General features: G+C 70.5%; 9 protein-coding genes and 3 pseudogenes. 6 read left to right on the top strand and 6 right to left on the bottom strand.

The features are described from left to right. Positions 1-161 precede the first annotated feature (161 nt). Genes ACZ7OO_RS39980 through ACZ7OO_RS39965 form a run of 4 tightly spaced genes read left to right on the top strand, consistent with a single transcriptional unit; the run spans position 162 to position 4,196 of the window. A complete protein-coding gene (locus ACZ7OO_RS39980) occupies positions 162-968 on the top strand; it encodes a sugar phosphate isomerase/epimerase family protein (protein WP_471512324.1) in 807 nt (268 codons plus the stop codon). Next, entirely contained in the window at positions 968-2,086 is a 1,119-nt protein-coding gene (locus ACZ7OO_RS39975; RefSeq protein ID WP_471512323.1) for a Gfo/Idh/MocA family protein, read from the top strand. Before ACZ7OO_RS39980 ends, ACZ7OO_RS39975 begins: the two co-directional genes overlap by 1 nt. After that, positions 2,083-3,186 carry a Gfo/Idh/MocA family protein gene (locus tag ACZ7OO_RS39970; RefSeq protein ID WP_471512322.1) on the top strand — a complete coding sequence of 368 codons (1,104 nt, stop codon included), beginning with the start codon at positions 2,083-2,085 and terminating at the stop codon, positions 3,184-3,186. The genes ACZ7OO_RS39975 and ACZ7OO_RS39970 overlap by 4 nt, the downstream gene beginning before the upstream one ends. Then, on the top strand, positions 3,183-4,196 hold the full coding sequence (locus tag ACZ7OO_RS39965; protein ID WP_471512321.1) for a sugar phosphate isomerase/epimerase family protein: 1,014 nt from the start codon (positions 3,183-3,185) through the stop codon (positions 4,194-4,196). Before ACZ7OO_RS39970 ends, ACZ7OO_RS39965 begins: the two co-directional genes overlap by 4 nt. Before the next feature lie 20 nt (positions 4,197-4,216). Here the strand turns inward: ACZ7OO_RS39965 and ACZ7OO_RS39960 are convergent, their stop codons facing one another. The 4 genes and pseudogenes from ACZ7OO_RS39960 to ACZ7OO_RS39945 form a co-directional block, all read right to left on the bottom strand. Beyond that, entirely contained in the window at positions 4,217-4,660 is a 444-nt protein-coding gene (locus tag ACZ7OO_RS39960; protein ID WP_471512320.1) for a universal stress protein, read from the bottom strand. Between the two features lie 153 nt (positions 4,661-4,813). Continuing rightward, positions 4,814-6,011: pseudogene (locus ACZ7OO_RS39955) on the bottom strand (PP2C family protein-serine/threonine phosphatase). Positions 6,012-6,177: 166 nt separating this feature from the next. Next, positions 6,178-6,453: a DUF3817 domain-containing protein gene (locus ACZ7OO_RS39950; RefSeq protein WP_471512319.1), complete on the bottom strand. Its 276-nt coding sequence runs from the start codon at positions 6,451-6,453 to the stop codon at positions 6,178-6,180. A gap of 103 nt (positions 6,454-6,556) precedes the next feature. After that, positions 6,557-7,195 carry a TetR/AcrR family transcriptional regulator gene (locus ACZ7OO_RS39945; RefSeq protein WP_471512318.1) on the bottom strand — a complete coding sequence of 213 codons (639 nt, stop codon included), beginning with the start codon at positions 7,193-7,195 and terminating at the stop codon, positions 6,557-6,559. Between the two features lie 119 nt (positions 7,196-7,314). Between ACZ7OO_RS39945 and ACZ7OO_RS39940 the strand changes: the two genes are divergently transcribed. Continuing rightward, positions 7,315-8,310: a substrate-binding domain-containing protein gene (locus tag ACZ7OO_RS39940; protein WP_471512317.1), complete on the top strand. Its 996-nt coding sequence runs from the start codon at positions 7,315-7,317 to the stop codon at positions 8,308-8,310. Between the two features lie 246 nt (positions 8,311-8,556). Here the strand turns inward: ACZ7OO_RS39940 and ACZ7OO_RS39935 are convergent, their stop codons facing one another. Continuing rightward, positions 8,557-10,077: a catalase gene (locus ACZ7OO_RS39935; protein WP_471512316.1), complete on the bottom strand. Its 1,521-nt coding sequence runs from the start codon at positions 10,075-10,077 to the stop codon at positions 8,557-8,559. Between the two features lie 406 nt (positions 10,078-10,483). Between ACZ7OO_RS39935 and ACZ7OO_RS39930 the strand changes: the two are divergent. Continuing rightward, positions 10,484-10,671 (top strand): annotated as a pseudogene (locus tag ACZ7OO_RS39930) (LysR family transcriptional regulator); the annotation flags it as partial. Positions 10,672-10,690: 19 nt separating this feature from the next. Here ACZ7OO_RS39930 and ACZ7OO_RS39925 read toward each other — a convergent pair. Further along, positions 10,691-11,248: pseudogene (locus tag ACZ7OO_RS39925) on the bottom strand (FAD-dependent oxidoreductase); the annotation flags it as partial. Positions 11,249-11,505: the final 257 nt, after the last annotated feature.

Below are 11,505 nucleotides of genomic sequence, written 5' to 3'. Positions count from 1 at the left end.
CCTGGCACCTCGCCCCGGCCACCGCATAACGAAAGAGGGCCGCCCGGCCTACGGCCGGACAGCCCACGACAAGATCTTCAGCAACCTTCTAGACGCCCTCTAGAAACCATCACCCCTGTCGGTATTCTGTTCCCGGCCGTCCGCCCCAAGAGGAGTCCTTCATGTCGACACCACGGATGTCGGTTCAGCTCTACTCCGTCCGCCAGGCCCTTGAGGCCGACGAAGACGCGGCCCTCGGCCGCCTCGCCGCCCTGGGACTGAGCAACGTCGAGGCCTTCGGATTCGTGCACCGCGCCGACGAACTGGCCGACGCGCTCGCCAGGCACGGCCTGTCCGCGCCGACCGGCCACGCCGGCTTCCTCTCCCCGGAACGCGACACGGCCGACGGAACACCCACCCTGGACGAAACCTTCCGGGCCGCCCGTCGACTGGGCGTGGAGATCCTCTTCGATCCGTTCGTCCCCGCCGCCCGCTGGGCCGACGAGCAGGAGATCGCCCGCACCGCCGCGCTCCTGAACGAGGCCGCGGAACGCGCGGCCGACCACGGGCTGCGCGTCGGATACCACAACCATTCGCAGGAGTTCGTCCACACCGTCGCCGGCGTCAACGCCTTCGACCGCTTCGCCGACCTGCTGGACCCGGAAGTCGCCCTGGAAATAGACCTGTTCTGGGCCTCGGCCGGTGGCAACGACGTCGTCTCGCTGCTGGACCGCCTGGGTTCACGGGTGCGCGCCCTGCATGTGAAGGACGGCCCCGTCATCGACGACCCGTTCACCTCCGGCGCCCCCTTCGACCCCGCCGACACCCGCCAGGTTCCGGCGGGCCGGGGAGAGATACCGCTCGACGCCTCGCTGGCCGCGGCATCGGACGCCGAGTACGCCGTCATCGAGTTCGACCACTACGACGGCGACATCTTCGAAGGCATCGCGGCCGGCGTCTCCTACCTCAACGGGAAGGGCATCGCCTGATGGCGGCACACAACCCGGTCGGCATCGGCCTCGTCGGCGCCGGCAACATCAGCGACCAGTACCTGAGCAACCTCACCCGGTTCCCCGACCTGCACGTGGCCGTCGTAGGCGACCTCGACACCGGGCGCGCCGAGACCCAGGCCCGCAAGTACGGCGTCGAGGAGTGGGGAACCGCCGCGGACGTCCTCGCCCACCCGGGCGTCGACATAGTCGTCAACCTGACCGTTCCCGCCGTCCACGCCGAGGTCAGCTCGGCGATCGTCGCGGCGAGCAAGCATGTCTGGTCCGAGAAGCCCATCGCCGTCGACCGGGCCGAGGCACGCGCCCTGCTCGACCGGGCGGCCGCGGCCGGGCTGCGCGTCGGGGTCGCCCCCGACACGGTGCTCGGCCCCGGACTGCAGACCGCCCTGCGGGCCATCGCCCGCGGTGACATCGGCACCCCGCTGTCCGCGCAGACCGTCATGCAGAACGCGGGGCCCGACCTGTGGCACCCCGACCCCGAGTTCCTGTTCGCCAAGGGCGCCGGTCCCCTCTTCGACATGGGGCCCTACTACATCACCGCCCTGGTCTGCCTGTTCGGCTCGGTCAGCCGGGTCGCCGCGGTCGGCTCCACGGCCCGGGCGGTGCGCACGGTCAGGAACGGCCACCGGGCGGGCACCGAGTTCACCGTGGCCGTACCCACCCATGTCTCCGCGCTCACGCAGTTCGAGAGCGGCGGGGTCGGCCAGAGCGTGTTCAGCTTCGACTCCCCGCTCACCCGCACCGGCTTCGTCGAGATCACCGGCACCGAGGGCACTCTGGTCCTGCCCGACCCCAACACCTTCGCGGGAGACGTGCGGATCACCCGGGTCCAGCAACCGGGCCAGGATCCCGCATGGGAGACGGTCACGCCCGTCGGCATCGAGGCCGGCCGCGGACTGGGCGTCCTGGACATGGCTCGCGCCATCCGCGGCGGACGCCCCCACATCGCTTCCGGAGACCTCGGCTACCACGTCCTGGACGCCATGATCTCCATCGACGAGTCCGTCACCTCCGGCGAGATGGTCCAAGTCGCCAGCACCGCCGGCGAGATACCGCTCGTCCCCGAGGACCGAGACCCCTTCGGGGCCACCCTGTGAACCGCCCCCTGCGCGCCGGATTCATCGGCGGCGGCTTCATGGCGGCCGTGCACACCCGCGCGAGCCGGGCCGCCCGCGCACACCCGACCGCCCTCGCGAGCTCGACCCCCGAACGCGGCGAACAGGCCGCCGAGACCCTCGGCGTCGAACGCTCCGAAGCGGATGCCCACCGCCTCGCCGCGGCCGGCGACCTCGACGTCATCCACGTATGCAGCCCCAACCGACTCCACACCGAACACACCCTGGCGGCGCTGGCCGCGGGCGCACACGTCATCTGCGAGAAGCCCCTGGCCACCACGGCGGCGGACGCAGAACGACTGGTCCGGGCCGCGCGGGAGGCCGGCCGTGTGGCTGCGGTCCCCTTCGTCTACCGCTACCACCCGATGGCACGGCAGGCCCGCTCCCTCGTGGCGGACGGACAACTCGGCACCGTCCTCACCCTGGACGCCGGCTACCTCCAGGACTGGCTCCTCGACCCCGACGACACCAACTGGCGCGCCGACCCGGAGGCGGGCGGCGCCTCCCGAGCCTTCGCCGACATCGGCTCCCACCTGTGCGACCTCGTCGAGTTCGTCTCCGGCCAGCGCATCCACCGCCTCGCCGCCCGCACCCGAACCGTCTTCGCCCAGCGTGGCGACACCGAGGTCACCAACGAGGACACGGCCGCTCTCCTCGTCGAACTCGGCAACGGGGCGTTGGGCACCCTGCTCGTCAGCCAGCTCGCCCCCGGCCGCAAGAACAGCCTCACCCTGGAACTCCACGGCACCCGGCAGAGCGTGCGCTTCGAACAGGAACGCCCCGAGGAACTGTGGATCGGCAGGCGTGACGGGTCGCACCTGCTCCTGCGCGATCCCGGCACCGCCGCCCCGGACTCCGCCCGACTGTCGGTGCTGCCCCCCGGTCACGCCCTCGGATACCAGGACGCCTTCACGGCGTTCGTCACCGATGTCTACAGCGCCGTACAGGGCGGGCACCCTGAGGGGATGCCGACGTTCGCCGACGGACTGCGTGCCGCACGGCTCACCGAGGCCGTTCTGGCTTCCGCCGCCGAGCGGGGCGCCTGGATCGAGACCGCATTCGCGACGGAGGACCGCACATGACCGCATCCACCCACCCCGTCACCCTGTTCACCGGACAGTGGGCCGACCTCCCCTTCGAGGACGTCGCCCGCCTCGCCGCGCGGTGGGGCTACGACGGCCTGGAGATCGCCGCTTCGGGAGACCATCTCGACCTGGAGCGCGCCGACGAGGACGACGCCTACGCGGCATCACGCCTGGAGATCCTGGACCGGCACGGTCTCAAGGTGTACGCCATCTCCAACCACCTCGCGGGCCAGGCCGTCTGCGACGCGCCCATCGATTTCCGCCACCAGGCGATCCTGCGCCCGTACGTCTGGGGCGACGGCGACGCGGAAGGAGTACGGCAGCGCGCCGCCGAGGACATGAAGCGCGCCGCGCGGGTGGCCCGCAAACTGGGCGTGAACACCGTCGTCGGTTTCACCGGCTCGTCCATCTGGCCCTATGTCGCCATGTTCCCGCCGGTGCCGGCCACCGTCATCGACGCCGGCTACGAGGACTTCGCCACCCGCTGGAACCCGATCCTCGACGTGTTCGACGCGGAGGGAGTGCGCTTCGCCCACGAGGTGCACCCCGGCGAGATCGCCTACGACTACTGGACCAGCGTCCGCGCACTGGAGGCGATCGGCCACCGCGAGGCCTTCGGTTTCAACTGGGACCCCAGTCACATGATGTGGCAGAACATCGACCCGGTCGGGTTCATCACCGACTTCGAGGACCGCATCTACCACGTCGACTGCAAGGACACTCGGCTGCGCCCGCGCAACGGCCGGGCCGGCGTCCTCGGCTCGCACCAACCGTGGGGCGACCCGCGCCGGGGCTGGGACTTCGTCTCCACCGGCCACGGCGACGTCCCCTGGGAGGACGCCTTCCGCGCCCTGGAGTCCATCGGCTACGACGGTCCCATCTCCATCGAATGGGAGGACGCCGGCATGGACCGCCTGCACGGCGCCGCGGAGGCGGTGACCTTCGTACGCTCGCTGCTGTGGCCGGTGCCGAAAGCCTCTTTCGACGCCGCGTTCAGCAACCAGTAGCCCTGCTGCGGCCCGCCGGGTCAGGACGGCTGGGAGCGGACGATCACGACGGGGCAGGGGGCGTGCTGGGACACGGGCTGGCTCACGGACCCGAGCAGGGCGCGGGCGAATCCGCCGCGCCCCCTGCTGCCGACGACCAGCACCTCGGCGCCCTGCGCGGCCCGCAGCAGGATGTCCGCGGCGTTGCCGTGCACCAGGTGCGCGGCGACCGAGCCTGCGGTGTCCGGGCCCAGCACCTCGGTCAGCTCCTGCCGCATCCGCTGCCGGGCGTCGTCCTCGTCGGTGTCCATGTCGACGGCGGGCCCCGACCAGCTCTGCAGTCCCTGCAGCTCCCAGGCGGCGATCGCTTCCACGGTGCCGCCGACCAGACCTGCGTAGCGCACGGCCCAGCGCAGGGCGGCGTAGGAGGTCGGCGAACCGTCAACGCCGACGACGACCCCCGGAACGGGGGCGTCCCTGTCCATGTGTCCCACCTCTCCGACGGCTCCCGCGCCGCCCGGCCGCACGCCTCCACGCCGCGGGAGCCGAGCCCGGCCCGCCAGAAATGCACCGCCAGCCGCATGACGGCCGGCCCGTCGCCCACCGGCGGCCTGCTACCGCGCCGCAGTTCGGGCCTGTCAGCCTGCTCCTCGTCCGCCGGCCGATGGCGGCTGCCACTCAAGAAGCAAGATCGTCGCGTCGTCCTTCAGCCGGCTGGTCTCCACGTCGAGGATCGAGTGGATCAGCCGCCGCAGGGTCTCCGGAGCCAGCTCGCCGGCGGCGGTGGCACGGATGACGTAGTCGGCGAACCGCTGGAGCCCGAACAACTCCCCGTCCCAGGTGCGCGCCTCGGTGACACCGTCGGTGTAGAGCAGGACCCGGTCGCCGGGCTGGAGGGTCGTCTCGTGGATACCGCGCTCGCGGCCGGCCAGCAGGTGGGGCAGTCCCAGCGGAGGGTCCGGATCACGTTCCAGGGCGTCCGTCAGCAGCCGCTGGTCGCGGATGAGGAGCGGGGCGGGGTGGCCGCAGTTGCACCACCGCAGCACACCCGTGTCGACGGCGAGTTCGGCCAGGACGGCGGTGCAGAACTGGTCCGGCAGCCACTCGGCAAGGGCTTCGTCGACGGTCCGCACGAGCTCCGGCAGCTCGGCACCGATACGGCGGGCGTTGCGGCAGGCCGCCAGCGAGCGCACTGGTGAGTCCGGAGGCGAGGTTGTGGCCCATGGCGTCGAGGACGCTGGCATGCAGCGTCGACTCGGTAAGGGCGTGGTCGAAGGCGTCGCCGCCGATCTCGTACGCGGGTTCGAGGACGGCCGTGGAGACCACACGGGCGTTTCCGATGATCCGCGGCGGCAGGAACGCGCGGAGCATCTCGGACGGCAACCGCATCCGTTCGGTGCGGGTACGCCGGACGAAGGAGTCCTTGTAAGCGCGCCGGGAGGTGACCATCATCGCCACCAGGGTGGCCAGTGCCCTGCCGCGGGTCAGCGAGGCGGCGGAGAGGACGGGCGCGTGCACGGCCAGGACGCCCAGCCGCTCGGCGCCGTCGATCAGCGGGAACCAGGCGGTCACCGTCCCGCTCTCGGACGGCTCGACCCGCAGCGACTGCGTTCGGTACGTCCATCCCGCCAGCGAGTCGTCGATGGGCAGGACCGAGGTGACGTCCGTGAGCGGGACCAGGTGCCGCTGCTGGAGATCGGCCAGGTAGGCAACCGCGTGATGCAGCCCGAGCGCCTTGGCACAGCGGGCCAGGGCGGGGGCGAGGTCCTCGGTCTTGTTGACCGCGTCGGCCAGGAACTCCTGCAACGCGTCGTCACCGGAATCGGACGTCACCACCTACCCTCGCCTCCTCGCCTCCCTCGGAGCAGCGCCTGCGGGCGTCGGCGATCAGCAGTCTCACATCCTCAGGCGACGCCCGCATTCCGTGGAGCTGCCACGGCCACCCGGACAGTCAGGCCACGCCCGAGCCCTGAAGGGAGGAACGGGCGGGGCGACCCAAACGCTATTCGGCGCTCCTGGGTCGCGTGAGCAGCCGCAGTGCGAGCAGACCGCCCACGCCGGGGAGGAAAGCGGTGGCCTTCACGGTGCTCGTGGCCGGTTTCAGCCGCCAGGTCGCGGCGACGACGAAGAGGGAGGCGCAGCCGTGAGCCGGTCCCATCAGGGAGGAGACGGACCGCAGATGCGCGGTGGCGAGGTTGCCCAGCAGGACGATCAGCGAGACGAGTTCGAGGTGCGCGGCGACGCGCAGATGGCGGAGGTCCGCTGTCAGGTGCGTCATGGTCACTGTGCCGCGACCGCCGGGAGCGCGCGGCGCCGGCCGGTGACCTTGGACGACGGCGTCGTGGGAACCGCCCGCCTTCGACCCGGGCCATAACCGGGGTTCACGCCTCGGGCCGGCCGGTCAGCAGGGCGCGTACGGCGTGGGTGAAGGCGTCTGCGTCGACCGGGCCGAAGGCGACCTGCTGGAGCAGAAAGCCGTGCAGGAGGGCCAGCACGGCACGGGCTCCCTGGACGGGATCAAGACCGGCAGGCACGTCGCCGTGCCGCTGGCCGCGCCGCAGGACCGCCGTCAGATGTCCGAGCGCGCGGTCCACGCCTTCGGTGGCGCGCTCGCGCAGCCCTTCGTGGCGCAGGATCTCGCCCCACGTCTGCACCGCGCAGCGCAGGAGTTCGTCGACGGGCACGGGATTCCCGGCGGCGTCGACGGGCTCGGCGGTCACCGTGGCCCGGACTGCCGCGGCGATCAGGTCGGCCGCGGACTCTGCGCTGTCCTCGCCGTCCTCGTCGTGGAGCCGGTCCAGAGGGCCGAGAACGACCGCGAAGGCGTCCTTGGCGATCTCGATGATCAGTTCGTCCTTGCCGGCGAAGTAGCGGTAGGTGGCGCCGACCGCGACACCCGCCTCCGCGGCGATGTTGGGCATGGACGTCTGGTGGAACCCGGAGCGTGAGAAGCAGCGCCGGGCCGCCGCGACGATCACGGCACGGTTGGCGGCCCGGCGTTCCGGTGTGATCCGCGGCATCAGCCCTCCTACCCTCCTCTAAAGTGAATGATGATTCATCTTGACTGTTCCCGTCAATCACGCAACCCTTTCCGTGAATGGTTATTCGCGGAACATCGTGCCGGATGAGGAGGCATCCCATGAGTGATCGCCGGATCAGGGTCGGCGTCCACCGCTACGAACACACGGAGGGGCTGTTCAACGGGGACGTCGAGACCGAGGGCGTGTCGGCCGCCTTCGAGTCGGCGCCGGTCGTCTCGGAGATCTTCCGCAAGATGGTGCTCGGGGAGTTCGACGTCGCCGAGCTGGGCCTGACCTACTTCCTGCGGATGTGGGACACCGAGGAGAGCCCGTTCGTGGGTCTGCCGATCTTCCCGAACCGCAACTTCCGGCACTCGGCGATCTTCGTCAACACCGACAGCGGCATCGAGAAGCCCGAGGACCTCGCGGGCCGGCGCATCGGCGAGTTCGCCCTCTACGGCCATGACGCCGGGGTATGGCCCAAGGGCATCCTGGCGGACGAATTCGGAGTACGGCCCGAGGACTGCTCCTGGGTCATCGGCGGCACGAACTTTCCGCTCCCGCCCTTCGACTGGCTGCCCCAGCCGCTGCCGGAGGGCGTAGACATCCGGCACCTCGGCCAGGGCCAGACCCTCGGGGCTCTCCTCCAGACAGGCGAGATCGACGCGCTGGTCTCCGTCGACGTGCCCGACGCGATCCTCAAAGGTTCCCCCCGTGTGGCGCGCCTCTTTCCCGACTACGAGTCGGCCGAGCGGGACTACTTCCGCCGTACCGGCATCTTCCCGCCGATGCACCTGGTGGCCGTGCGCAGGGAACTCGCCACCGACACCACCCTCGTCAAGGCCGTCTACGACGCGTTCCGCACCGCCAAGGACCTGGCTGGGCAGCGCTACGTCGACGGGGCGGCCAAACAGCACTGGGACCTGATGACCCCGTGGTTCAGCAGCCTCTTCGACCGCAACCGCCAACTGCTCGGCGACGACTGGTGGCCGTACGGCGTCGAACGCAACCGCAAGGCCGTCAACACGTTCCTTCGCTACCACCACGAACAGGGCCTGTCCAAGCACCTGCTCACCATCGACGACATCATCGCCCCGGCCCTGCTCGGCACCTGAGACGCCCCCCGGGGGTGAGACCCAGGGTTCCCGAGGCGAACGCGAAAGGTTTGCCGGATCCTTCGAGCACCGCCCCGATCACCTCGACCGCGCCGCGTTCGATCCGGGCGCGGGCCGCTGGGACGACGGTCTCGGAGATGTGCTCAGCCATCCAACGGCGGCAAGCTCGCGCACAGGCGTTTTGCCGCACGCAGGACGCGCCACGGACTGACCGACCCGGTCAGCCCATGGCGCAGATGGATGAGGTCAGGCCTTGTCCTGCATGGAGGTCCGTGCGGGATTGCCCTGTTCGGCGGCCTTGGGGTCCCTCTCGTCGGCCTTGGCCCGCACGCCCGCGGCGATGCGCTTGCCGATCGTCTCGTCGATGTTCGACCAGTAGGTGAAGGCACGCTGAAGGACCGGTTCGGTGACGCCGTTGAGGAGATGCCCGACGACGTTGTCGACCAGACGGTCGCGGGCGGCGTCGTCCAGCACTTCCCGGACCATCGTGCCGGGCTGGCCCCAGTCGTCGTCCTCTGGGTGGGACACGTACGCGGCGCGGGTGATCTCGCCGTCGGCCGCCCAGGTGGGCGGCGGCCCGAAGCGGGCGGGGTCGGCCGCAGGACCGCCCTTCGAGTTCGGGGCGTACACCGGATCGGTCGTCTTCCGGTACGCCATCGCCCCGTCCTTGGAGTACGTGTGGACGTCGACGACGGGTGCGTTCACGGGGAGCTGCTGGTAGTTGGCGCCGATGCGGTACCGGTGGGCGTCCGCGTAGGAGAACAGCCGCGCCAGCAGCATACGGTCCGGGCTCGGCCCGATACCCGGGACGAAGTTGTTGGGCTGGAACGCCGCCTGTTCGATCTCGGCGTGGTTGTCGGTCGGGTTGCGGTCCAGGGTCATCCGGCCGACCGGAATGAGCGGATAGTCACCGTGCGGCCACACCTTGGTGAGGTCGAACGGGTTGAAGCGGTAGCCCGCGGCCTCCGCGTACGGCATGAGCTGCACGTACAGGGTCCAGCTCGGGAACTCGCCGTCACGGATGTGCTCGAACAGGTCGCGCATGTGGTAATCCGTGTCGGCGGCTGCCATCTGGTCGGCCTCGTGCTGGGTGAAGAACTCGATCCCCTGGTCGGTCTTGAAGTGGTACTTCACCCAGTACCGTTCGCCCCTGGCGTTGATCCACATGTAGGTGTGGGAGGTGTAGCCGTTCATGTGGCGCCAGGTCCGGGGGATACCGCGGTCGCCCATCAGCCAGGTGACCTGGTGGGCCGACTCCGGGGAGAGTGTCCAGAAGTCCCACTGCATGTCGTGGTCGCGCAGGTTGTTGTCGGCGCGGCGCTTCTGGGAGCGGATGAAGTGCTGGAACTTCATCGGGTCCTTCACGAAGAACACCGGCGTGTTGTTGCCGACCATGTCGTAGTTGCCCTCGCTGGTGTAGAACTTCACCGCGAAGCCGCGAGGGTCGCGCCAGGTGTCGGGGCTGCCCCGCTCACCGGCGACCGTCGAGAAACGGATGACCAGGTCGGTGCGGGTGCCCGGCTGGAACAGGCCTGCCATGGTGTAGGCGCTGACGTCCTCGGTCACCTCGAAGTGACCGAACGCGCCGCTCCCCTTGGCATGCGGCTGGCGCTCGGGAATGCGCTCCCGGTTGAACTGCGCCATCTGCTCGATCAGATAGGCGTCCTGCAGCAGGACCGGTCCCCCGGGCCCCACTGTGAGCGAGTGCTCGTCACTCTCGACGGGGGCACCGGAGTCGGTGGTGGTCAGGGGTGGTTTCTGCGTCATGACTCTGCCTTTCTCCGCACGGAGCAGTGAGGTACCGGTCCTCACGGCGTCCATGGACCGGCCGGTGCACCCGTGGCCTCGCGCAGGGACGGTGCCGTACGGATGTGCTCGCGTCCTTCGTTTCCGGAGCGTTCGCGCTCCGACCGAGCGGGTGACCCTGCGTGCTTGAGTCAAACACCGTGCGCGCGCGGGACCCGAGGACTCGGGCCGACGCGGCCCGGCGGGGCTCTCCGGCATCCAGCCTGGTGCCACCGGGCCGGGGCCGCCACTCGGGACTGCTCGGCCGTGCGGCTCTCCCGGACCTCGAGGACCGCCCGGCCCTCGACGACGTACTCGGTGCGGCGCGTCGGCGTGGAACCCCCGTCGGCCGGCACCGGGAAGAGCATGGTGTTGAGGGTGTTCTCCAGCCGCAGGACCCACCGCGGACACCGCACTGCACCTCGCCCTCGACACCGACCTGGTCGTCACCCTCCCCGGCGTGGTCACCCGCGCGGCCCGGGAGCGGCTCGGCCTGGCCACCCTGCCGCTGCCCTTCGACATGCCCGCGATCCCGCCGTACCTGCGTGGCACCAGCGCTATGCCGACGACCGAGCCGCCGGGAAGCAGGCACCGTTCACGGGGTCTGTTCACCTCCGTTGAACATGGCGATCAGGCCGTGAGGCGTGTCGTCGCCGTACATGAGCTCGTGGAGCCGGACGGCTTCGACGGCCTCCTCGGCGCTGCGGGGGAACATGGCCCGCTCGTACGCCGTGAGCGCGCGCTCGGTGTCGTCGGGGTGCGCGGCGAGGGACTTGCCGAGTTCGGCGCCGTCGTACATGGCCAGGTTGGCGCCCTCCCCGTTCGGGACCATGAGGTGGGCGGCGTCGCCGAGCAGCGTCACTCCAGGCATCCGGTCCCACCGGTGCCCGACGGGCAGCGTGTGGAGGGGGCGCAGGACCGGCGTGGTCTCGCCGTCGGTGACCAGCGCGGTCAGCTCGGGTGCCCAGCCGTCGAACTCCGCCGCGATCTGCCTGACAGCCGTGCCGGCATCGGCGAAGTCGATACCGGCGAACCACTCCTGCGACCTGCGCAGTGCCACGTAGGTGTGCAGGGTCCCGCCGCTCTCCCGGTGGGCCTGGATCCCCTTCCCCGGCGCGAGCGCGAACATCGCCCCGCCGCCGACCGCCTTGGCCTGCTTCTACACCTCGGGGTTGGCGAACAGCGATTGCAGCGCGGTGTTCAGCCGATCCTTGCGCCTGCCAGACGCACCTCGGCGTGCCGGGCGTCGGCCGCCACGTCCACGACGGCCTCGGCGTCGTCCTCGGCCCGCGAAGCGAGACAACGACGCATGGACGACAGCCCGGAAGCCTCCCACCGCACGGACAGTTGCGCAATTTTTTACGCAGCTTGCGTTCGCTTGCGGTCCGGTGACGCAAGCGCACCACTCGC

It is taken from the genome of Streptomyces sp. NPDC111744, assembly GCF_055634995.1.
This window is presented reverse-complemented; position numbering and strand designations above follow the sequence as displayed.

Bases quoted from the DNA above. Each gene is read 5' to 3' on its own strand.
- ACZ7OO_RS39980 (WP_471512324.1), top strand. From the start codon at position 162: ATGTCGACACCACGGATGTCGGTTCAGCTCTACTCCGTCCGCCAGGCC.
- ACZ7OO_RS39975 (WP_471512323.1), top strand. From the start codon at position 968: ATGGCGGCACACAACCCGGTCGGCATCGGCCTCGTCGGCGCCGGCAAC.
- ACZ7OO_RS39965 (WP_471512321.1), top strand. From the start codon at position 3,183: ATGACCGCATCCACCCACCCCGTCACCCTGTTCACCGGACAGTGGGCC.
- ACZ7OO_RS39960 (WP_471512320.1), bottom strand. From the start codon at position 4,660: ATGGACAGGGACGCCCCCGTTCCGGGGGTCGTCGTCGGCGTTGACGGT.
- ACZ7OO_RS39950 (WP_471512319.1), bottom strand. From the start codon at position 6,453: ATGACGCACCTGACAGCGGACCTCCGCCATCTGCGCGTCGCCGCGCAC.
- ACZ7OO_RS39945 (WP_471512318.1), bottom strand. From the start codon at position 7,195: ATGCCGCGGATCACACCGGAACGCCGGGCCGCCAACCGTGCCGTGATC.
- ACZ7OO_RS39940 (WP_471512317.1), top strand. From the start codon at position 7,315: ATGAGTGATCGCCGGATCAGGGTCGGCGTCCACCGCTACGAACACACG.
- ACZ7OO_RS39935 (WP_471512316.1), bottom strand. From the start codon at position 10,077: ATGACGCAGAAACCACCCCTGACCACCACCGACTCCGGTGCCCCCGTC.